The sequence below is a fragment of the Actinoplanes sp. NPDC051346 genome (genome assembly GCF_040682215.1).
In the GTDB taxonomy this organism is placed as follows: domain Bacteria; phylum Actinomycetota; class Actinomycetes; order Mycobacteriales; family Micromonosporaceae; genus Actinoplanes.
In genome coordinates this window covers 41,187-61,572 of the sequence record NZ_JBFBAJ010000020.1, presented here as the reverse complement: position 1 = coordinate 61,572, position 20,386 = coordinate 41,187, and the positions used below count along the sequence as shown (strand labels likewise).

At 70.5% G+C, this 20,386-nt stretch carries 23 protein-coding genes and 2 tRNA genes; 17 read left to right on the top strand and 8 right to left on the bottom strand.

What is annotated here, in order from left to right:
* Nucleotides 1-12: 12 nt before the first annotated feature.
* Together AB0M36_RS34255 and AB0M36_RS34250 are read right to left on the bottom strand one after the other, a co-directional pair.
* The gene (locus AB0M36_RS34255) at nucleotides 13-330 is read right to left on the bottom strand and encodes a hypothetical protein (RefSeq protein WP_364166322.1); all 318 of its coding nucleotides are present in this window, start codon (nucleotides 328-330) and stop codon (nucleotides 13-15) included.
* A gap of 183 nt (nucleotides 331-513) precedes the next feature.
* Nucleotides 514-1,452, bottom strand: coding sequence for a 3-methyladenine DNA glycosylase (locus tag AB0M36_RS34250; protein ID WP_364166320.1), 939 nt, complete (start codon nucleotides 1,450-1,452; stop codon nucleotides 514-516).
* A gap of 143 nt (nucleotides 1,453-1,595) precedes the next feature.
* Here AB0M36_RS34250 and AB0M36_RS34245 point away from each other — a divergent pair, with 143 nt between their 5' ends.
* Nucleotides 1,596-2,399, top strand: a complete 804-nt coding sequence (locus AB0M36_RS34245) for a fumarylacetoacetate hydrolase family protein (protein WP_364166318.1) — start codon at nucleotides 1,596-1,598, stop codon at nucleotides 2,397-2,399.
* A gap of 43 nt (nucleotides 2,400-2,442) precedes the next feature.
* Here the strand turns inward: AB0M36_RS34245 and AB0M36_RS34240 are convergent, their stop codons facing one another.
* A complete protein-coding gene (locus AB0M36_RS34240) occupies nucleotides 2,443-3,138 on the bottom strand; it encodes a DUF4386 domain-containing protein (protein WP_364166316.1) in 696 nt (231 codons plus the stop codon).
* A gap of 123 nt (nucleotides 3,139-3,261) precedes the next feature.
* Between AB0M36_RS34240 and AB0M36_RS34235 the strand changes: the two genes are divergently transcribed.
* The 4 genes from AB0M36_RS34235 to AB0M36_RS34220 all read left to right on the top strand — a co-directional run bounded on the left by AB0M36_RS34235 (nucleotide 3,262) and on the right by AB0M36_RS34220 (nucleotide 5,082).
* Entirely contained in the window at nucleotides 3,262-3,963 is a 702-nt protein-coding gene (locus AB0M36_RS34235) for a TetR/AcrR family transcriptional regulator C-terminal domain-containing protein (protein ID WP_364166314.1), read from the top strand.
* A gap of 93 nt (nucleotides 3,964-4,056) precedes the next feature.
* Nucleotides 4,057-4,128: transfer RNA gene (locus AB0M36_RS34230), tRNA-Gln, on the top strand.
* Between the two features lie 102 nt (nucleotides 4,129-4,230).
* A tRNA-Glu gene (locus AB0M36_RS34225) sits at nucleotides 4,231-4,303 on the top strand.
* Between the two features lie 86 nt (nucleotides 4,304-4,389).
* Nucleotides 4,390-5,082, top strand: a complete 693-nt coding sequence (locus AB0M36_RS34220; protein WP_364166313.1) for an N-acyl homoserine lactonase family protein — start codon at nucleotides 4,390-4,392, stop codon at nucleotides 5,080-5,082.
* An 8-nt stretch (nucleotides 5,083-5,090) separates the two neighbouring features.
* On the opposite strand, the gene AB0M36_RS34215 is transcribed toward AB0M36_RS34220, so the two are convergent.
* Nucleotides 5,091-5,777 carry an IclR family transcriptional regulator gene (locus tag AB0M36_RS34215; protein WP_071807642.1) on the bottom strand — a complete coding sequence of 229 codons (687 nt, stop codon included), beginning with the start codon at nucleotides 5,775-5,777 and terminating at the stop codon, nucleotides 5,091-5,093.
* Nucleotides 5,778-5,826: 49 nt separating this feature from the next.
* Between AB0M36_RS34215 and leuC the strand changes: the two genes are divergently transcribed.
* The 4 genes from leuC (at nucleotide 5,827) to AB0M36_RS34195 (ending at nucleotide 9,560) form a co-directional block, all read left to right on the top strand.
* Nucleotides 5,827-7,272: a 3-isopropylmalate dehydratase large subunit gene (gene leuC, locus AB0M36_RS34210; RefSeq protein WP_364166312.1), complete on the top strand. Its 1,446-nt coding sequence runs from the start codon at nucleotides 5,827-5,829 to the stop codon at nucleotides 7,270-7,272.
* A gap of 16 nt (nucleotides 7,273-7,288) precedes the next feature.
* Nucleotides 7,289-7,876 carry a 3-isopropylmalate dehydratase small subunit gene (gene leuD / locus AB0M36_RS34205; RefSeq protein ID WP_364166311.1) on the top strand — a complete coding sequence of 196 codons (588 nt, stop codon included), beginning with the start codon at nucleotides 7,289-7,291 and terminating at the stop codon, nucleotides 7,874-7,876.
* Nucleotides 7,877-8,135: 259 nt separating this feature from the next.
* On the top strand, nucleotides 8,136-8,945 hold the full coding sequence (locus tag AB0M36_RS34200; RefSeq protein WP_364166309.1) for an HU family DNA-binding protein: 810 nt from the start codon (nucleotides 8,136-8,138) through the stop codon (nucleotides 8,943-8,945).
* A gap of 108 nt (nucleotides 8,946-9,053) precedes the next feature.
* The gene (locus AB0M36_RS34195; RefSeq protein WP_364166308.1) at nucleotides 9,054-9,560 is read left to right on the top strand and encodes a hypothetical protein; all 507 of its coding nucleotides are present in this window, start codon (nucleotides 9,054-9,056) and stop codon (nucleotides 9,558-9,560) included.
* Here AB0M36_RS34195 and AB0M36_RS34190 read toward each other — a convergent pair.
* From AB0M36_RS34190 to cofC, 4 genes are read right to left on the bottom strand one after another with little or no spacing between them, the layout of a single operon-like run.
* Nucleotides 9,517-10,398: an NUDIX hydrolase gene (locus AB0M36_RS34190; protein ID WP_364166306.1), complete on the bottom strand. Its 882-nt coding sequence runs from the start codon at nucleotides 10,396-10,398 to the stop codon at nucleotides 9,517-9,519. The two genes, AB0M36_RS34195 and AB0M36_RS34190, sit on opposite strands and share 44 nt — an antisense overlap.
* 5 nt (nucleotides 10,399-10,403) lie before the next feature.
* Nucleotides 10,404-12,677 carry an RNA degradosome polyphosphate kinase gene (locus AB0M36_RS34185; protein WP_364166304.1) on the bottom strand — a complete coding sequence of 758 codons (2,274 nt, stop codon included), beginning with the start codon at nucleotides 12,675-12,677 and terminating at the stop codon, nucleotides 10,404-10,406.
* A 46-nt stretch (nucleotides 12,678-12,723) separates the two neighbouring features.
* Nucleotides 12,724-12,921 carry a cold-shock protein gene (locus AB0M36_RS34180; RefSeq protein ID WP_364166302.1) on the bottom strand — a complete coding sequence of 66 codons (198 nt, stop codon included), beginning with the start codon at nucleotides 12,919-12,921 and terminating at the stop codon, nucleotides 12,724-12,726.
* A gap of 10 nt (nucleotides 12,922-12,931) precedes the next feature.
* Nucleotides 12,932-13,597, bottom strand: coding sequence for a 2-phospho-L-lactate guanylyltransferase (gene cofC / locus AB0M36_RS34175; protein ID WP_364166300.1), 666 nt, complete (start codon nucleotides 13,595-13,597; stop codon nucleotides 12,932-12,934).
* A 136-nt stretch (nucleotides 13,598-13,733) separates the two neighbouring features.
* On the opposite strand from cofC, the gene AB0M36_RS34170 reads away from it, so the two are divergent.
* The 8 genes from AB0M36_RS34170 to AB0M36_RS34135 all read left to right on the top strand — a co-directional run bounded on the left by AB0M36_RS34170 (nucleotide 13,734) and on the right by AB0M36_RS34135 (nucleotide 20,313).
* Nucleotides 13,734-14,462, top strand: a complete 729-nt coding sequence (locus tag AB0M36_RS34170) for a lysophospholipid acyltransferase family protein (RefSeq protein WP_364166299.1) — start codon at nucleotides 13,734-13,736, stop codon at nucleotides 14,460-14,462.
* Nucleotides 14,459-15,454 (top strand): NAD(P)H-dependent glycerol-3-phosphate dehydrogenase, encoded by a 996-nt coding sequence (locus AB0M36_RS34165; protein WP_364166297.1) that lies wholly within the window; start codon nucleotides 14,459-14,461, stop codon nucleotides 15,452-15,454. Before AB0M36_RS34170 ends, AB0M36_RS34165 begins: the two co-directional genes overlap by 4 nt.
* 170 nt (nucleotides 15,455-15,624) lie before the next feature.
* On the top strand, nucleotides 15,625-16,722 hold the full coding sequence (locus tag AB0M36_RS34160; protein ID WP_364166408.1) for a cystathionine gamma-lyase: 1,098 nt from the start codon (nucleotides 15,625-15,627) through the stop codon (nucleotides 16,720-16,722).
* A gap of 16 nt (nucleotides 16,723-16,738) precedes the next feature.
* A complete protein-coding gene (locus tag AB0M36_RS34155; protein WP_364166295.1) occupies nucleotides 16,739-17,098 on the top strand; it encodes a hypothetical protein in 360 nt (119 codons plus the stop codon).
* 83 nt (nucleotides 17,099-17,181) lie between these two features.
* The gene (locus tag AB0M36_RS34150; RefSeq protein WP_364166293.1) at nucleotides 17,182-17,538 is read left to right on the top strand and encodes a GntR family transcriptional regulator; all 357 of its coding nucleotides are present in this window, start codon (nucleotides 17,182-17,184) and stop codon (nucleotides 17,536-17,538) included.
* Complete coding sequence (locus AB0M36_RS34145; protein ID WP_364166291.1) at nucleotides 17,535-18,401, top strand: ABC transporter ATP-binding protein; 867 nt, start codon at nucleotides 17,535-17,537, stop codon at nucleotides 18,399-18,401. The genes AB0M36_RS34150 and AB0M36_RS34145 overlap by 4 nt, the downstream gene beginning before the upstream one ends.
* Nucleotides 18,398-19,063 (top strand): hypothetical protein, encoded by a 666-nt coding sequence (locus tag AB0M36_RS34140; protein WP_364166290.1) that lies wholly within the window; start codon nucleotides 18,398-18,400, stop codon nucleotides 19,061-19,063. The genes AB0M36_RS34145 and AB0M36_RS34140 overlap by 4 nt, the downstream gene beginning before the upstream one ends.
* A 146-nt stretch (nucleotides 19,064-19,209) precedes the next feature.
* The gene (locus AB0M36_RS34135; protein WP_364166288.1) at nucleotides 19,210-20,313 is read left to right on the top strand and encodes a D-alanine--D-alanine ligase family protein; all 1,104 of its coding nucleotides are present in this window, start codon (nucleotides 19,210-19,212) and stop codon (nucleotides 20,311-20,313) included.
* Nucleotides 20,314-20,386: the final 73 nt, after the last annotated feature.

The following is a 20,386-nucleotide window of genomic DNA, read 5'->3' as shown; positions in this document are numbered from 1 at the left end:
GCGTTGGCTCGATCATGGCGGCGCCGCCGTCGCCCGCGGCGAATTCGGTGGGCCAGCCGTATCCGTCGGCGTAGAGGTCCTCGTCGCCGACCTGGAGGACACCGTGCGCGAGCCCGAGAGGAGGGCGATCAGGGTGAGCAGTGACAGGCCGGCGATGGCGGCGTGGCGGGTCCATCGGCGTACGCCTGCCGGATTCGGGCTGGACAGGGCCATCGCGAGCAGGGCGGCCATCGCGAAGGTGCCACAGTAGGGCACCAGGCGGCGATCGAGGAAGAGCGCCGTTGTCTGCAGCCCGGCCGACGCGAAGAACGCGAACCGGATCAAAGTCACCCCATGCACCCTGTGATGATTCCGGTGCTCGTGCTCCGCATCCATCGCATCGCCGGTCGTAGGGGTGGCTCGTTCAGTCGGCGTGTGGTGACTCTTGCGGCACTTGAGGAGGAAAACGGGTGGTCTTGCCCTGAGGGCGGCGGGCCGGTGGTGCGGTTGGGGTGCCTCGTCGGGCGTACGGAATCAGATGTTGTGGGGTGCTACGGCCTCGCGGTTTTCGGCCGCGAGCGCCGGGCCGAGCAGTTCGTCGCAGACGCGGATAAGGCGGGCGCGGAGCCCCGCCGCGCGGCGGGCGAACTCTCGCTGGCGGGTGACGTATTCGGCCTTGCCCTCCGGGGTTTCGATCTTCACCGGGGGTTGGCCGTAGGAACTGAGGTCGTAGGGGCTGGCCTGCATGTCGAGCAGGCGGATGTCGCCGGCCAGGGCGAAGCAGTCCAGGGCGAGCGCGCCGGGAACGGCGGGGCCGAGTTTGCTTGCCCACTTGTGGCAGTCCATCGCGGCGTGCAGGCAGCCGGGCTGGTCGAAGTCGACCTGGGTGGCGCGGGTCGGTTGGAGGCGGTTGAGGCCGACCGCTTCGGGGGTGAAGAAGCGGAACGCGTCGAAGTGGGTGCAGCGGATCGGGTGTTCCTCCACCACGCGGTCGGTCTCGGCCTGGCCGAGGCGCAGCGGCAGGGAGTGGCGGTGTTCCGGCTGGCGGTAGACCATGGCCCACTCGTGCAGGCCGAAGCAGCCGGAGAACGCCGGGCGGGACGCCGTCGCGGTGAGCAGGCCGTGGATGTAGCGGACGCTTTCGCCTCGGGCCTGCATGTAGGCCTCGACGTCCAGCGTGACCACGCCGTCGGGGCGGGTGGTGTAGAACTTCCAGGTGGCCTGCTCGGGGAGGCCGTCGGGCGCGGGGGCGAGGCCGGTGCCGACGCCGGGGTGCCAGCGGCGGAGCTGAGCCGGGCGGGTGCCGTAGTAGTCGTAGAGGAAATCCTCTATGGCGTGCTTTTCGCCGGCGGCCCGGCGGGCGCGGTGGCCGGCCGTCATCTCGTCGGCGCGTTCGGCGTGTGCCCGGGACAGGGGAATCCAGCTGATGCTGGGCAGCACGGTGGTCAGCGCGTGGCTCTCGCTGATCCCCATCACACCAGCGTATCCAGCAAGTCCAGTCGGATCGAGCCTCGGCGTCGCCGGGTGTGAGCCAGGTCCGACGCGCGGGGGTTTGCCCCCGGAGGCGGGGCGTAGCCTCGGTGCTGCGTGCAAGCTTTCGATGGATGGGGTTATCCGTGCGTTTCGCTCGTTTTGTTCATGCCGGTGGCGTGTCCTTCGGCGTCGTCGAGGGTGAGGCGCAGCCGGGCGCCCGGGGCCTGACGATCGCCGAGATCGACAGCATCCCGTTCCAGAACGTCCGCTTCACCGGGCAGCGCTGGGCGATCGCCGACGTTCGGCTGCTGGCCCCGATCTTCTCCAGCAAGGTGATCGGCGTCGGGCGCAACTACGCCGACCACGCGGCCGAGATGGGCAACGAGGTGCCCAAGGAGCCGCTGATCTTCATCAAGCCGTCGACCTCGGTGATCGGCCCCAACGACGCGATCCGGATCCCGTCGGTCACCCGGCAGGTCGAGCACGAGGGCGAGCTGGCCGTCGTGATCGGTGCCAGCGGTGCCCGCCGGGTGGACCGCGCCGGCGCCGAGAAGGCCATCTTCGGCTACACCGTCGGCAACGACGTCACGGCGCGTGACCTGCAGCGCAGCGACCCCCAGTGGACCCGGGCCAAGGGTTTTGACTCCTTCTGCCCGTTGGGTCCGTGGATCGAGACCGAGCTGGACGTGAGCGACCTGGAGGTTCGGTGCGAGGTGGGCACCAACCCCGAGGAGATGGAGGTACGCCAGCTCGGCCGCACCAAGGACATGGTCTTCGACGTGCCGGCGCTGGTCTCGTACGTGTCCCACGTCATGACCCTGCTGCCCGGTGATGTGATCCTCACCGGCACGCCCGCCGGGGTGGGTCCGCTCGTCGCCGGCGACACGGTGTCGGTGAGCGTGCAGGGCATCGGGGAGCTGCGCAACCCGGTCGTCGCACTGGACTAGTCCCCGCTCCGTGGCCGCCCCGCGGTGGGCGGCCACGGGCTGCTCACCGGGTGCCGGGTGCTGTGACACCAGATGGCTTGAACCCCTTGAGGATCAGGTACACGGCGAGGCTGACCTCCCACGCGAAGACGGGGAGCGCGGCGATCGAACCCCACGCGGAGAGCTGGTCGTAGAGGCCGAACATCACCGCCGTGGCCGATGTGACGATCAGCGGGCCGCCGACGAGTCCCAGCACGGCGATGCCCCGCGGGACGAGCCGGGAGCGGTACATCAGGCAGGCGAGCAGCAGGCTGTTGGCGCCCAGCACGAAGTTGGGGCCGAGCAGGAACGTCCACTCGTGGATGGCGAGGAGCGACTTGCCGACGGTGACCAGTGTGGAGTCGTCTGTGGAGGCGGCTCCCGCGAGGTCCTGTCGCAACGTCACGACCGAGAGAACGCTGATGGTGCCGACGGCGATGATGGCGGCTTCGAGAAGGCGCGCGCAGACGTAGCCGAGGGCCAGACTGTGGTTCTGCCTCTTCACGACGGGATAGAGCGCGACCCCCGTGCCGATGACCGCGGCGATGAGGATCAGCTCGGACAGCCCGCCCATCAGCACGCGGCTGTCGGCGCCGGCGCCGGTGATGTAGTTCGCGTCGTTCAGGACCGGCTGGTACAGCGCCAGCCCGGCTATCGCGGCGATCTCCGTGATCAGGAACAGCACGCCGGTGACCACCGCGGTCGTCCTCGTTGAGCTCATGTCGACTCTCTCTCGTCACCTCAGGTGTACGGCGTACACCTGAGGTCGATGACCATAGGTGTACGCTGTACGCCTGTCAAGCGGAGAACTCGGCCGGCGGCTGTCGCAGTGGAAGGTGGATCGATGGCTCACCAGACGGGGACCCCCCGCCGCGCCCCGCTGAGTCGGGCCCGGGTGCTCAGCGCCGCCGTGGCGCTCGCCGACGACGCCGGGATCGACTCACTCAGCATGCGCAAGCTCTCGCAGGACCTCGGCGTCGTGCCGATGGCGCTCTACAAGCACGTCGCCAACAAGGAAGAACTCCTCGACGGCATGGTCGACGTCATCGTCGGCGAGATCGGCCCGCCGGATCCCGGCGTCGACTGGAAGGCCGCCGTCCGGCAGCGGATCCTCTCGGCGCGACGAGCGCTCCTGCGCCATCCGTGGGCTTCGCGCGTGCTCGAGACGCGCACCACGCCGACGCCGGCCGTGCTGGACTACCAGGATTCGATGATCGGGATGTTCCGGGACGGCGGCTTCTCCGTCGACCTCACCCATCACGTGATGCACGCCCTGGGTAGCCGCATGTTCGGGTTCACCCAGGAGCTGTTCGAGGCCCCGAGCATGGAGCCGCACGTGCAGGCGGCCGCTCTCCGCCAGATGTCCGCCAGGTATCCCCACATTGTGGCGATCGCGTTGAGAACGGACCACGACGAAGGGTCCGTCGTCGGGCTGGGCTGTGACGACCAGTTCGAGTTCGAGTTCGCGTTGGACCTTCTCCTGGATGGGTTCGACCGGCTCCGGCTGCGGGGTTGGAGTTCGACCGCGGACCTCTCCGACGCGTAGCCGTGGCGTCACCGAAACGCGAAATGCCGGCCCGATTTGGTGGGCACCACGGCCTCGGGTAGAGTTCCTACTCGGTACGGCGAGCCGTACCGATGGGGTATGGGGTAATTGGCAGCCCGACTGATTCTGGTTCAGTTAGTCTAGGTTCGAGTCCTGGTACCCCAGCGCAACGATCTCCCCGCGAGATCGGCGGCGCTGGACTTCTGATAGAGTTCGGCACCGTTGCTGGAGCGGGAAGATTTGAGCAAGAGCAACAAGGCAAGACCTGGTCCCGTCGTCTAGCGGCCTAGGACGCCGCCCTCTCAAGGCGGTAGCGAGGGTTCGAATCCCTTCGGGACTACAGCATCAAACGGCTCGTGTCTGTGGACACGGGCCGTTTCGCTTTGAGCGTGCTCTTCCCGCTGTTAGACGCGGAACACTGTCAGTGTGACCGATCTTCAGGTGCGCCGCGTCAACTTCGGCTATTTCGTCCGACCCGCCTCCGAGACCGGCACCGGCTCGCCGCGGGTCGAGCCCTGCCTCGGCTATCTGATCGACCATCCCGCCGGTGCGCTGCTCGTCGACACCGGCATGGGTTCGCATCCCTTTGTCGAATCCCACTACCGGCCCCGACGGATCCCGCTGGTGGAGGCGCTCGCCGCCGTGGGACGCCGGCCTGATGACGTACGGCACATCGTCAACTGCCATCTCCACTTCGACCACTGTGGCGGCAACCCGGAGCTGCCCGACCGGCCGATCTATGCGCAGCGGACGGAACTGGGGCTGGCGCGTACGGTCGAGGGCCACACCCTGCCTGACCTGATCGACTCGCCCGGAGCCCGTTACGTCGAGCTGGACGGCGAGGGGGAGATCCTGCCCGGGGTGGTGATCGTTCCCACTCCGGGGCACACCGCCGGGCACCATTCGGTGGTCGTGCGCCGCCGGGACGGCACCGTGGTGGTCGCGGGGCAGAGCCACGATCACGCGACCGCGTTCACCGGCGACGTGCTGGCTGGGAAGGCGCATGCCGACGGCGTGGAACCACCGCTGCCCGCCGCGCCGGGCTGGGTGGCCCGGCTCCTGGAGTTCGATCCGGCCCGGGTCGTCTTCGCTCACGACAACGCGGTGTGGACTCCCTGAAACGCGCGCTACAGGCCGCTGAGGCGTTGGCCCGCGCGGACCACGGCCATCGCGTGCCGTTCGCCGGGCCGGCGGCCGAGGCGCTCGATCGGCCCGCTGATCGAGATCGCGGCGATCACCCGTCCGGTCCTGTCTCGGATCGGCGCCGAGACGCTGGCCACACCGGGCTCGCGCTCGGCCACGCTCTGCGCCCAGCCGCGGCGGCGGACCTCGGCCAGGGTGCGACCGGTGAACTTGCAGCGCGGCAGCAGCGGCATGACCGCCTCCGGGGGCTCCCAGGCGAGCAGGATCTGCGCCGCGGACCCGGCCACCATCGGCAGCACCGAGCCGACCGGCACCGTGTCGCGCAGGCCGCTCGCCCGCTCCGCCGCCGCCACGCAGATGCGTTCGTCTGCGCGGCGCAGATAGAGCTGCGCGCTCTCGCCCGTCGCGTCGCGCAGCGCTGAGAGCAACGGCTCGGCCGCGGTCAGCAGCACGTCGGGCGCCGCGTTCGCCAGTTCGCCCAGGCGCGGTCCGGGTCGCCAGCGTCCCTGGGTGTCCCGGACCAGCATCCGGTGGATCTCCAGGGCTTGGGCGAGCCGGTGCGCGGTCGCCCGGGGAAGCTTCGTGCGCTCGACGAGTTCGGCCAGGCTGGCGCCGTCGACACAGGCCGCGAGGATGACCACTGCCTTGTCGAGAACGCCGACACCGCTCATACTGTGTCCCACAAGCCGAAACATACCTCCCAGAATTTAGGATGTCCAGATGGTGGGAGTCACTCCGAAGCCGAGGACCCTGGCCGAGAAGGTCTGGGACGACCACGTTGTGCGTGCTGCCGAGGGTGAGCCTGATCTGCTCTACATCGACCTTCACCTGCTGCACGAGGTGACCAGCCCGCAGGCCTTCGACGGCCTGCGTCTCGCGGGTCGCCGGGTGCGTCGCACCGATCTCACACTCGCGACCGAGGACCACAACACTCCAACGGGGTACGCGGACCCGTCCTTCAACACCCGCCGCGGCGACCTGCTCACGATCGCCGACACGACCTCGCGGACGCAGATCGAGACGCTGCGCAAGAACTGCGCCGAGTTCGGCGTGCAGATCCGCTCGCTCGGCCACGAGCAGCAGGGCATCGTGCACGTGATCGGCCCGCAGCTCGGTCTCACTCAGCCGGGCACGACCATCGTCTGCGGCGACTCGCACACCGCGACCCATGGCGCTTTCGGGGCCCTGGCCTTCGGCATCGGCACCAGCGAGGTCGAGCACGTGCTGGCGACGCAGACGCTTCCGCAGTCGAAGCCGAAGACGATGGCGGTCACCGTCGTCGGCGACCTGCGCCCCGGCGTCACCGCCAAGGACCTCATCCTCGCGCTCATCGCCCAGGTCGGCACCGGCGGCGGCAACGGCCACATCGTCGAATACCGCGGCGAGGCCATCCGCAAGCTCTCCATGGAGGGCCGGATGACCATCTGCAACATGTCGATCGAGTGGGGCGCCAAGGCCGGCATGATCGCGCCGGACGAGACCACTTTCGCCTATCTGAAAGGCCGAGAGCACGCACCCACGGGTGCCGACTGGGAGGACGCGGTCGCCTACTGGAAGTCGCTCGGCACCGACGACGGGGCCGAGTTCGACACCGAGGTGATCCTGGACGCCTCCGTTCTCAGTCCCTTTGTCACCTGGGGCACCAACCCGGGGCAGGGCGCCGCGTTGGACGGTGCCGTGCCGGATCCGGAGGAGTTCGTCGAAGAGGTGGAGCGCAACGCCGCCCGCCGTGCCCTGGAATACATGGGCCTGGAGGCCGGAACTCCGCTCAAGGAGGTGCCGGTCGATGTGGTCTTCGTGGGTTCCTGCACCAACGGGCGCCTCGAAGATCTGCGCGCCGCCGCCGACGTGATCCGTGGACGCAAGGTGCACGAGGGCGTCCGGATGATGATCGTGCCGGGGTCGTACCAGGTGCGCGAGGCGGCCGAGCAGGAGGGTTTGGACAAGATCTTCCTCGACGCCGGCGCCGAGTGGCGATTCGCCGGCTGTTCCATGTGTCTGGGCATGAACCCGGACACGCTCAGCCCCGGGCAGCGCGCCGCTTCCACGTCCAACCGCAACTTCGAGGGCCGGCAGGGTCGGGGTGGGCGCACCCATCTCGTCTCGCCGGAGGTCGCCGCCGCCACCGCCGTGGTGGGCCGGCTGGCCGCCCCCGCCGACCTCTGAGCCGGGAGAAACCGTCATGGACAAGTTCACCACCCACACCGGCAAGGTCATGCCTCTGCGTCGCTCCGATGTGGACACCGACCAGATCATCCCCGCCGTCTACCTGAAGCGGGTCACCCGGACCGGTTTCGAGGACGGGCTCTTCAGCGCCTGGCGCGACGACCCGTCGTTCGTCGTGAACAACCCGGCGCACGCCGGCGCCTCGATCCTGGTGGCCGGCCCCAACTTCGGCACCGGTTCCTCGCGCCAGCACGCCGTCTGGGCCCTGCGCGACTGGGGTTTCAAGGTCGTTGTCGCGGCCCGCTTCGGCGACATCTTCCGCGGCAACGCCCTCAAGGAGGGTCTGCTGCCGGTGCAGCTCGATCAGAAGGCCGTCGAGGCGCTCTGGGACATGGCCGACAGCGAACCGGAGAAGCGGATCACCGTGGACCTCGCGGAGCGTCAGGTACGGGTGGACGATGCCGTCTGGAGCTTCCCGATCGACGACTTCAGTCGCTGGCGCCTCATGGAGGGCCTCGACGACATCGGACTGACCCTGCGCCACGAGAGTGGGATTACCTCGTACGAGCAGAATCGTCCCTCCTTCAAGCCGGTCGTCGTCTGAGGCCGAAAAACCCTGGCAGTACAGGCTTTTTCGCCCCCACCGGCCGTTCGGTGGGGGCGAATTCGTTGCGACACAACGGTTTTTTTTCCGGCCAATGTTTGTGTCTGCTGGTCAGAGGGCATACGGTGCGCGCAGAATGGCTCGCATTGGGCCAGTGATGCTTGTACGCGACGATGGCGACCCCGGTGTGTGACTCGCACAGGGAGCAGCTCAAGGTAGTCGTGAACAAACATCAGTTCTCACGTTCGGGAGGAAAACCGTGAACAAGGCCGAGCTCATCGAGGCGCTCGCCGCCCGACTGGGGGACCGGAAGACGGCGACAGCGGCGCTGGACGCGGTGATCAGCGAGGTGCAGACCGCCGTCACCAAGGGCGACCGTGTTGCCATCACCGGTTTCGGTGTCTTCGAGAAGCGGGCGCGAAACGCGCGCACCGCTAGGAATCCGCGCACCGGCGAACCAGTCAAGGTGAAGAAGACCTCCGTCCCCGCCTTCAAGCCCGGCACGGGTTTCCGGGAGATGGTCGCCAGCGGCAAGGTTGCCAAGGCGGCAGCCGCGAAGAAGACGGCGGCCACGAAGGCCACAGCGACGAAGGCGACCGCCACCAAGGCCACCGCGGCCAAGGCGACCGCCACCAAGGCCACCGCCACGAAGGCGGCTGCTACCAAGGCGACGGCGGCGAAGAAGACCGCCACCAAGGCCACCGCCACGAAGGCGGCCGCCACCAAGACGGCGGCGGCCAAGAAGACCACGGCGGCCAAGGCGACGGCGACGAAGGCCACCGCGGCCAAGTCGACCGCCACCAAGGCCACCGCGGCCAGGTCGACGGCGGCGAAGAAGACCGCCACCAAGGCTGCTCCGGTCAAGGCGGCCGCCACCAAGACGGCGGCGGCCAAGAAGACCACGGCCGCCAAGACGACGCCGGCGAAGAAGACCGCGACCAAGACGGCGGCCGCCACCAAGGCGGCTCCGGCCAAGAAGACGGCTGCCCGCAAGACCACGGCGGCTGCCAAGGCCACTCCGGCCACCAAGGTCACGGCGCGCACCACGCCGGCACGCAAGACCCGCTGACGCAACCGCTCAGCGGCACGCTGACGAGACGAAAGGCGTCCACCCGTCCGGTGGACGCCTTTCGCGTGTTCCGGCGCCACAGCGGCCGCTGAGCCTACGGTCCGCTGCATGGACCGCAGAACCGCTCGCCCCGCAACCGCACCGCAGGACTCCGGGGAGCCGCGGGATCCGCTCCGGCCGCGTGGTCTGGTGAGCCGGTCGCTGATCGCCGCCGCCGTTTTCGCCGCGGCGGTGCTGCCCGGCTGGGCCCTGGGCGACGCCGCCGAACGCTGGACCGGCTGGGGGCTGCTCGACTGGCTCGTCACCTGCGCGTCGTCCGGCGTGGCCGTGTTCCTGCTGGCGCCGTACGGTTCGTACCGGCGTCGCGACGCCGTGCTCGGGCTCCTGCCGATCTACGGCTGGTATCTCACCAGCCTGCTGGCCTGGCGCATCGCGCTGCTGCCGTTGCGCGACTGGGAACCGCGCGAGGACGAGCTGTGGCGGGCCCGGTGGCTCACCGGCGATCTGATCGGTTTCTGGCGCGCGGACCCGCTGCCGCCGCCCCTGCCGCGCCGTCCCGCCGGCGGGAGGGTCAGATCCGGCTCAGCGCCACGAGCCGGTCGCCCGACCAGGTGAGCACCCAGCCGTCGCCCTTGGGCGTCTTGTAGGGCGTGGGGTCGTCCGCGCCGGCGAGCAGCGCCAACAGGCCCGGGATGACTTTGCCCTGACTGCAGATCGCCGTGCGACGCCCGTCGCGCATCTCGACCAGCCGGGCCGCGGCGGCCTTCACCCGCGCCGGGATCTCGTCGAGATCGGCGGGCTCGGCGAAGGCCGCGTCCGTCACGATCGGCAGACCCAGCCGGGTGGCCAGGGGCTCAAGCGTCTGCCGGCACCGCAGCGGCGTGGCCGAGACCAGTTGCCGGGGGGCGAACAGGGCCGCGGCGGCGCTGACCGTCTCCGCCTCGGCCCGGCCCCGGTCGTCGACCGGGCGCAGCGCGTCGTTGCCGGCGAAATCCTTGCGCCTGCCCGCGTGGGCGTGCCGGATCAGCAGCGTCAGCCCGGTCACCGGCGGCAGGGTCAGGACGTGCTCGACGAGGCGGCGGTCGTCCGGATAGCTCAGCCGGGCCACGGCCTCGCGCGGCGCCAGCCACAGCACCGTGTCGACCTCGGTCGGATCCTGCGGACTCGCGGCCGGTCCGTCGCCGGCCCGCATCAACCAGAAATCCACCGTCTTTCGTACGCCGCCCGGCATCGTGTAAGCGACCTCGGGCAGCCGCAGTTGCGGTTCGGCGCGGACGCCGGTCTCCTCCCACACCTCGCGCACCGCCGCGACGAGCGAGTGCTCGGATCCGTCCAGCTTGCCCTTGGGCAGGCTCCAATCCTTCAGGTACGGGCGGTGCACCAGGCAGATCTCGATCCCGTCGCCGGCCGGACGCCACAACACTCCGCCGGCGGCGCGAACAATGGGCTCCACGGACGTCAGGCCGCCTTGCCGATGATCCGACGCAGCAGCGCCTCCTGCAGATGGCTGTGCGGCTGCGACGGGTTCGAGGACCGCCGGTGCCAGGTGCCGTCGCCCGTCAGGTCCCAGCCCTCGCTCTCGTCGCTCATGGCCAATTCCAGCACATTGCGCAGGTCCTGCTGTGCGGACGGCAGGGTGACCCGCACCAGCGCCTCGACCCGGCGGTCGAGGTTGCGGTGCATGAGGTCCGCCGATCCGATCCAGTATTCGGCCTCGTCTCCGGCGCCGAACCGGAACACCCGGGAGTGTTCCAGAAAACGGCCGACGATCGAGCGGACCCGAATGTTGTCCGACAGCCCCGGTACGCCAGGCCGCAGGGCGCACATGCCGCGGATCACCAGGTCGACCCGCACGCCGTCCTGTGAGGCCCGGTAGAGGGCGTCGCAGGTCTCCTCGTCCACGAGCGAGTTCACCTTGAACTGCACCAGCGCCTCGCCGCCCTCGCGGGCGATCCTGGCCTGCTCGCCGATCCGCTCGATCAGGCCCCTGCGGACGCCGTGGGGCGCGACCAGCAGCCGGCGGAACGCGGTCTGGCGGCTGTAACCGGTCAGCACGTTGAACAGGTCGGTGACGTCCGCGCCGATCTCCGGATCGGCGGTGAGCATGCCGAAGTCCTCGTACAGTCGGGCGGTCTTGGGGTGGTAGTTGCCCGTGCCGATGTGGCAGTAGCGGCGGATCTGGTTGCCCTCCTGGCGCACGACGAGGGCGGTCTTGCAGTGCGTCTTGAGGCCGACGAGGCCGTAGACCACGTGGCAGCCGGCCCGTTCCAGGGTGCGGGCCCAGCCGATGTTGGCGACCTCGTCGAAGCGGGCCTTGACCTCGACCAGCACCACCACCTGCTTGCCCGCGGCGGCCGCGTCGACCAGCGCGTCGACGATCGGCGAGTCCCCGCTGGTGCGGTAGAGCGTCTGCTTGATGGCCAGCACGTCGGGGTCCGCGGCGGCCTGCTCGATGAAGCGCTGCACGCTCGTGGAGAACGAGTGGTAGGGGTGGTGCACCAGGATGTCGCACTCCCGCAGCCGGTTGAAGACGCTGCGCGGCACCTCGCCGTCGGCCAGGTGCGGGTGCGTCGCCGGCACGAACGGGCGGTCCTTGAGGTCGTCGCGGTCGGCCTCGCCGTAGACCTGCCACAGCGACGCGAGGTCCAGCAGGCCGGGCACCCGCAGCACGTCGTCGTCGTCCATGTCGAGTTCCCGGGCGAGCAGGTCCAGGACGTGGTCGCTGATGGAGGCGGCCACCTCCAGGCGTACGGGCGGGCCGAAGCGCCGCTGGGCCAGCTCCCGCTCGAGGGCCTGCAGCAGGTCCTCGTCGCGGTCCTCGTCGACCTCCACCTCCGCGTTGCGGGTCACCCGGAACAGATGCCACTCCAGAATCTGCATGCCGGAGAAGAGCTGATCCAGGTGGACGGCGATGAGCTCCTCGACGGGCAGGAAGCGCACACCCCGGCTGTCGTTCTGCACCGTCACGAAACGCGGCACGTTGTTGGGCACCTTGATGCGCGCGAACAGTTCGCCGCTGCTGTCGACCGGATCGCGCAGCACCACGGCGAGGTTGAGCGAGCGGCTCGAGATGTAGGGGAACGGGTGCGCGGGGTCCACGGCGAGCGGCGTGAGCACCGGGAAGACCTTCTCGCGGAAGAAGGTGCGCAGCCGTTCGCGCTCCGGCGCGTCGAGCTCCGCCCAGCTCACCAGTTCGATGCCCTCGGCCTGCAGCTTCGGCCTGACCTCCTCGGCGAAGCAGGCGGCGTGCCGGGTCACCAGGTCGGCGGCCCGTTCGGTGATCATCTCCAGCTGGTTGCGCAGCGAGCTGCGGTCCCCGCCGCGCATCGGAAGGCCCGCCTTGAGCCGTCGCTTCAGGCCGGCCACCCGGACCATGTAGAACTCGTCGAGGTTGCTCGCGAAGATCGCCAGGAACTTGGCCCGTTCGAGCAGGGGCGTCCCCGGATCCTCGCCGAGGGCCAGGACGCGGGCGTTGAAGTCGAGCCAGGACAGCTCGCGGTTGAGGAAACGGTCGTCGGGCAGTTCGTCGCGCTCCACGGCGGTGTCGTCGGGGTGCGGTGCGGCGGTCGTCACGGCAGGCTCCGTCGGCTCGATAGCGGTCGGTCTGGTCGTGGTCGTTCCGGTGGTCGAGGGCTCGGTCGCGGTCGATCCCAGGAACCGCCCGTCCGCGCCGCGCCGCCGTGCGCTGCTCGCGGGCATGGCGGCGCGGGGCGTCCGGGGCGGGGTGGCCATCACCCCATCATTGCCCGTCCGCCGGTGTACGGGAAATGAACAAAGCTCAGGAGATTCCGGGAAGGTGGACCCTGGTCACCTGGCCGTCCGGCGCCGCCTCGACGCCGACCCGCTGGCCCAGGCGCAGCAAGCGCAGGCCGGAGGCGTGGAACGCTTCGGCGGGGAAGGTCAGCTCGCTGCCGTCGTCGAGCAGCAACGTGCCCGTGTGGGTCTGGGGATCGAAGGTCGCAACCGTTCCCTGCATAGGTTGCACGCTACCGGGGCGGTCCCGCCGGCACACGGGAAGAGCCGCACCCTGAGAGTCCGAGATCGTGCAGCAGCGCGCAGGTGTGGTCGCCGGCGCCCAGCTCCAGGACCGTCCGCAGATCCGCCGCAGTGTCCACGTCCTGCCGCAGCCCCGGCCAGTCGCCGGCCAGTGCCGTGGCGCCCGAGCCGGCGTGCGCGGCCGCCGAGCCGGTGCCGAACCGGGGATCCAGGGCGCCGCCCCGTCCCACGGTCAGCAGCACCGTTCCCGAGCCGGCGGCGTCCACGACGAAGCCGCGGGTGTCGCCGGCGGCCAGCAGCGCGGCGCCGAGCTCGTCCGGGCGCAGCGCCGGCAGGTCGCCGGCGAGGGCCACCCGTCGGCGGTGGGTACCCACGACCACCTCGGTGCCGAAGCGGAAAGCCTCGTTCAGCCCGCCGCCGACGTCGCCCACCACCCGGGCGCCGAGGGCGGCCACGGCGGCGGCCACCGCCGGATCGTCCGTCACGACGACCACGTCGCCGACCTGCTCACACCCGGCGATCGCCGTGACGGTGTCGCGGACCATGGCCAGCGCCAGCTCCTCGTGCCACGCGGCGGGGACGGCACCACGCAGCCGGCTCTTGGCCGCGCTGAGGCGCTTGACGGGAACAACCGCCGTCCAGTCCGCTGCTGACACGCCGACAATCCTGCCATCGCCGTGCCCGCCCGCTCGCCGCCCACGCTCCCGGCTCGCTTCGATATGACCCGAGCTGGCTCCGACGACCGCGAGCAGGCATGATTTCGTCCCAGGGTGTGGGGATGGAGGAGTTACCGTGGCGCAGCGCAGGCTGGGGTTCTGGCGGCGGCTAGCGGTCGGGCTGGTGGTGCCGACCATGTGGTTCTGGACGAAGCGACGCTGGTACGGCATGGAGAATCTGCCCTCCGGTGGCATTATCATCACGCCGAACCACATGTCGCAGTTCGAGCCGCTGCTCGTGGCCCACTACATCTACGCGGCCGGTCGGTGGCCCCGTTTCCTGGGCAAGGCCAGCGTCTGGAAGGTGCCGTTCGTGGGCTTCATGCTGCGCAAGACCGGGCAGATTCCGGTGGAACGCGGCAGTGTGGAGGCGGTGAAGTCGCTGGACACGCTCGTCGCCGCCATCGAGCAGGGCGGTGCGGTGGTGATCTATCCGGAGGGCACGACGACCCGCGACCCGCAGCTGTGGCCGATGCGCGGCAAGACCGGCGCGGCCCGGCTCGCGCTGCTCACCGGCGCTCCGGTCATTCCCATGGCCACCTGGGGGTCGCAGCAGGTGCACGACGTACGGACCAAGAAGATCTCGCTGAGGCCGCGCCGGAAGGTCAGTGTCATCGCCGGTAAGCCGGTCGACCTGAGCCGCTGGCAGGGTGAGGCGCCGACCCGGACGGTGCTGGAGCAGATGACCGAGACGATCCAGCTCGCCAGCCGCGACCTGCTCGCCGAGCTGCGCGACGAGCCGCCACCCGCGGGGCTCTTCGAGGCGCCTTCCCGCCGGGGCCCGACCTCGGAGACGTCGGCATGAGCCGGTCAGCGGTGCTGGGCGCCGGTGCCTGGGGCACGGCGGTCGCCAAGATCCTGGCCGACGCGGGGTCCGACGTCACCATCTGGGCGCGCCGGGAGACGGTCGCCGCCGCCATCCGCGAGCACGGCGTCAACGAGAGTGCGCTGCCCGGCGTCAAGCTGCCCGATCGGATCGACGCCACCAGCGACCTCGCCGCCGCCGTCGCGGGGGCCGAGTTCGTCTTCCTGGCGGTGCCGTCGCAGACCCTGCGCGGCAACCTCGCCGACTGGGCCGGGCACCTGCCGGCCGACGCCACGCTGGTGTCGCTGATGAAGGGCATCGAGCTCGGCACGACCAAGCGGATGAGCCAGGTCATCATCGAGACCGCGGGCGTGCTGCCCGGCCGGGTCGTGGTGGTCTCCGGCCCCAACCTGGCCCCGGAGATCGCCGCCGAGCAGCCCGCCGCCACCGTCGTGGCCGGCACCGATCCGGCGCGGACGCAGCTGGTGCAGCAGGCACTCGCGCTGCCCTACATCCGGCCGTACACCAGCGACGATGTCATCGGGTGCGAGCTCGGCGGCGCGGTCAAGAACGTCATCGCGCTCGCTTACGGCATGGCGACGGCTATGGGCATGGGCGACAACACGAAGGCCTCGCTGATCACCCGCGGACTGGCCGAAACGGCCCGGCTGGGCGTCGCGCTGGGCGCGGACCCGATGACCTTCGCCGGGCTGGCCGGGCTGGGCGACCTGGTGGCGACCTGCTCGTCGCCGCTGTCGCGCAACCGGACGTTCGGCGAGCACCTGGGCCGCGGCGAGTCGCTGGAGGCGGCGCAGGCCTCGACCAAGCAGACCGCGGAGGGCGTGAAGAGCTGCCTGGCGATCCGGGACCTGGCCCGGGCCCACGGCGTCGAGATGCCGATCACCGAACAGGTGGAGCGGGTCTGCCACGAGGGTGTCGACCCGCGTGTGGCGGTGAAGCTGCTGATGGGCCGTGAGATGAAGCCGGAATGACGGACTGCACCGAGCCACGCCTGCCGGGACGGTCCGACGGCCGTGACGGTGAGGGCCAGGAGGGCATTCCCATGAGGCTCGGAATGACCGACTGCACCGAGCCACGCCTGCCGGGACGGTCCGACGGCCGTGACGGTGAGGGCCAGGAGGGCATTCCCATGAGGCTCGGAATGACCGGTGACGGCACGCGGGTGGTGCACGCCGGCCTGCCCGCGCCCGTGCCGGGGCGGCCGTTCCTGCCCGGCCCGGTGTTCGCGGCGCCCTACCACCTGGATCCGGTCGAGGGGCCGGGGGAGGACGGCTACGGCCGCCCCGACAACCCGACCCGGCGCTCGCTGGAGGCGGCGATCGGGGAGCTGGAGGGCGGCGCGGTCCGGGCGTTCGCCAGCGGCCAGGCCGCCATCACCGCGCTCCTGCTGTCGGTGCTGCGTCCCGGCGACACGGTCATGCTGCCCGCCGACGGCTACTTCACCGTCCGCGCGTTCGCCGAGGGCACCCTGCGGGAGCTGGGCGTCGACACGGTTCTGGCGCCGACAGCCGGGCCGTACCCGTCCTTCGAGGGGGTGCGCCTGGTGTTGCTGGAGACCCCGGCCAACCCGGGGCTGGACGTCTGCGACCTGCGCGCGGTCTCGGTGGCCGCGCACGCGGCGGGGACGCTCGTCGCGGTGGACAACACCACCGCGACGCCGCTGGGGCAACGCCCGCTCGAGCTCGGCGCCGACGTGGTGGTCGCCTCCGGCACCAAGGCGCTGACCGGCCACTCCGACCTGCTGCTCGGCTACCTGGCGACCCGCGACGACGAGCTGCTCGCCCGGGCCACGACGTGGCGGGCGCAGACCGGCGGCATCCCCGGCGCCTTCGACTGCTGGCTGGCCCACCGCTCGCTGGCCACGCTGGACCTGCGGCTGGCCCGGCAGAGCGCCAACGCGGCCGCGGTGGCCGGCCTGCTCGCCGGGCGCGCCGACGTGACCGGGTTGCGCTGGCCGGGCCTGGCCACCGACGCGTCGTACGCGATCGCGAGGGAGCAGATGCGTCGCGTCCCCGGCATCGTCTCGTTCGACCTGGGCAGCGCGGAGCGGGTGGCCCGGTTCCTCGCCGCCTCGGCGCTGGTCTTCGCCGCGACGTCGTTCGGCGGGCTGCACACCACGGCCGACCGGCGGGCGCAGTGGGGCGACGACACCGCGCCGGGATTCGTCCGGCTCTCCTGCGGCATCGAGGACGCGGCCGACCTGCTGGCCGATCTCACCGCGGCCCTGGACGAGGCCTGATCTACGGTTCTCTTCCATGGAGTGGAGCAGTTTCAACGGCGCCGAGGTCACCGCGCTGGCGCGGGGGGAGAGCTTCTTCGCCGCCCCTGGTGAACGGGAGTGTCCCGCCTGCGGTTGTCGCAGTGTGCGCGCGTACGTGAATGTTCCGGAGAACGCCCGCCGGCCCACTCTGGTGAGTTACGTCTGGTGTTCGGCCTGCCACCGGTTCGTGGGCACCCGGGCCAAGCACCCCGAGGGCCTGGTGTTTTCCGACCCGCTGGCGACGCTCGGCGCGGGGGAGCGGCGTGAGCTGGAGCGCAGCCTGGTCGGCTTCCTCGCCCATCTCGACCGGCTGTGGGACGACGGCGTCCTGCCGCAGACGTTCGCGGCCGCCTGAGCTTTCCACACTTGCCTTCCGGGCCGTCGTGGCTCTATGGTTCATTACATGGGTAATGAACCGCTGAACTAGGGAGGCTCCGCGTGTTCGACGACCGGAGCCCGATCTACGTGCAGATCGCCGATGGCATCAAGAACGACATCCTGAGCGGGGCCCTCGAGGAGGACGGGCAGGTCATGTCCACCAATCAGTACGCGGCCTTCTATCGCATCAACCCCGCCACGGCGGCCAAGGGCTTCGCCCAGCTCGTCGACGAGGGCGTGCTCTACAAGAAGCGCGGCATCGGCATGTTCGTCAGTCCCGACGCCCGCGCGAAGCTGCGCGACCAGCGGCGCGAGCGGTTCTTCGCCGACGTCGTCGACCCGATGCTCGCCGAGGCCCGGATGATCGGCGTCTCGGTCGAGGAGATCAGGAAGCACATCGACGGAGGAAAGCCATGATCTCGGTCCGCGACCTCACGGTCACGTACGGCGCCACGACCGCCGTCGACAGCCTCACCCTCGACCTCGCGCCCAGCAAGATCTACGGCCTGCTGGGCCGCAACGGCTCGGGCAAGACCAGCCTGCTCAGCGTGCTCGCCGCCTACCGCCGGGCCGACGGCGGCTCGGTGCGGGTGGACGGCGTCGACCCCTTCGAGAACGCCGGGCTCATGCGCGACACCGTCTTCGTTCGCGACACGCTGGACGTGCCCGCGGGCGACCGGATCGGCACGGTCCTCGACTTCCACGCCCGGCTGCGGCCGCGCTGGGACGCCGCATACGCGCAACACCTGCTCGACGCCTTCGGCCTGAGCCGCCGTGCCCGGGTGTCGACACTGTCGCGGGGACAGCGGTCCGGTCTCGGCGTCGTGCTCGGACTCGCCTGCCGGGCCCCGCTCACCCTGCTCGACGAGGTCTACCTCGGCATGGACGCCGGCGCCCGGGCCACCTTCTATCGCGAGCTGCTCGACGACTACCTCGCCCACCCGCGCACGATCGTCCTCTCCACCCACCTGATCCAGGAGGTCGCCGACCTCTTCGAGGAGGTCGTCATCATCGACCGCGGACGGCTGGTCGTCCGGGAGGACACCGACACCTTCCGATCGCGCGGGGTCGCCGTCGCCGGTCCGGCCGAGGCGGTGGAGATCTTCACTTCCGGGCGTACGGTGCTCAGCGAGCAAAGCCTCGGCAGTGTCCGCCAGGCGACCCTCTACGGCGCGCTGAGCGCCGACGACAGGCGGCGCGCCGAGACGGCCGGCCTGAGCATCGCCCCGGTCGCCATCCAGGATCTCTTCGTCCACCTCACCTCGGAGGCCGCCCGATGACCGCCGTGTTCCGCGCCCTGTTCCACCGGTACCGCTTCCCCCTGCTGTTCGTCGGCCTGATTCTGGTGGCGGGCCTGGTGGCCACCGCCCTGGTGTTCCGATCCGTGACGGATCCGGCCGACGCCAGCCCCTGGCTGATGGTGGCCGGTTCGGCGGTCAAATACTGGCTCGGCACCTTCGGTGTCCTGCTGGTTGCCTCCCATCTGCGCCAGTTCATGGCGGCGGGTCTCACCCGCCGCGCCGTCCTGGCGGGAGGCGCGGCCATGGGTGCGCTCCTGGCACTGGTCGCTGCCGCGGTCGTGCCGCTGGGGCACGGCCTCGAAGAGGCGTTGCTGGACGACGTCTCGGAGGACTACCCGCAGTGGCACTCGGCCGTCGCGGTCAGCGAGTTTGGTCACGTGCTGCCGGTCTGCCTCGCCTTCCTGGTCACCGGGGCCACGATCGCCGCGGGCTTCTACCGCTTCGGCGCGTGGCGCGGCCTGCTCGTGGCGGTGCCCGCCATCCTGCCGATGCTGGTGGCGCAGGAGCTGCTCCGCCTCGACGGATCCGATCTGCCGTACGCGGCCGGGCTGGCGGTCTCGCTGGCGGTGACGCTGCTCGGTGCCCTGCTCTGCCATTGGCTGGTCCGCCAGGTGGCGATCCGCCGCCCGGCCACGGGCTGACACGCTCGGTGCCGGCGTCATCGACGCTGCGTCGGCATCTGTCGAGCTGGCGCCCGCCGTAGCCGGAAAGTGCCCTACGGAGAGTAGGGTCTTCCCGGCATGCCAGCGGCAGGCAGCCTTACGTCCGGCAACGAGGAGCCCTTTCCATGACGACCCCTCGCAGAACCCGCGTGGCGATCGTGTTCGGCGGTCGCAGCACCGAGCACGCCATCTCGTGCGTCAGCGCCGGCGGCATCCTGGCCGCGCTCGACCCCGACGAGTACGAGGTGGTGCCGGTCGGAATCACCCGCGAGGGCGGCTGGGTGCTGGCCGGCGGCGACCCGGCACAGCTCGCCATCGAGGGCGGACGGCTGCCGGAGGTCACCCTCGAGTCGGGCCGGGCCGTGGTGCTTCCCCCCGACCCCACCTCGTCCGGGCTCATGGTCGTCGACCCGGCCGACGGGGTCGCGGTCCTCGCCGGGGTGGACGTCGTGTTCCCGGTCCTGCACGGTGCGTACGGCGAAGACGGCACGATCCAGGGGATGCTGGAGATGGCCGGGATTCCGTACGTCGGCGCGAACGTCTTCGCCTCGGCGGCCGGCATGGACAAGGAGTTCACCAAGAAGCTCGCCGCCGCTGAAGGCATCCCCGTCGGGCCTTATGCGGTCCTGCGGGCCGGGCAGTCGCTGTCCGAGGCGGACAAGGAGCGGCTCGGGCTGCCGGTCTTCGTGAAGCCGTCGCGTGCCGGCTCCTCCTACGGCATCAGCAAGGTCACCGACTGGGCCCAGCTCGACGACGCGATCGCCGGTGCCCGCCGGATCGACCCCAAGGTGCTGGTCGAGGCGGCCATCGTCGGGCGCGAGATCGAATGCGGCGTGCTCGAGGGCGAGACGGCCGGCGGGGCCGAGGCCTCCCTGCTGGCGGAGATCATGGTCACGACGTCGGACGACGAGTTCTACGACTTCGAGGCGAAATACCTGGGCGACGGCACGCCGTACCAGATCCCGGCCGACCTGAAGCCCGACGTGGCCCGCCAGGTCCAGGAGTACGCCTGCCGCACCTTCACGGCGCTCGACTGCGCCGGACTGGCCCGCGTCGACTTCTTCGTCACCGCCGACGACGAGATCTTCCTCAACGAGATCAACACGATGCCGGGCTTCACGCCGACGTCGATGTTCCCGCTGATGTGGGCCGCGACCGGCCTCGACTATCCGAAGGTCGTCGACCGGCTGATCCGCACCGCGCTGCGCCGCGGCGTCGGCTTGCACTAACGCCCGCCGGGGTTCGCTCGGGCGGCAAGGCCCGCCGGGGTCCGCTCGGGCGGCACAAAGGCCGCCGGGGCCC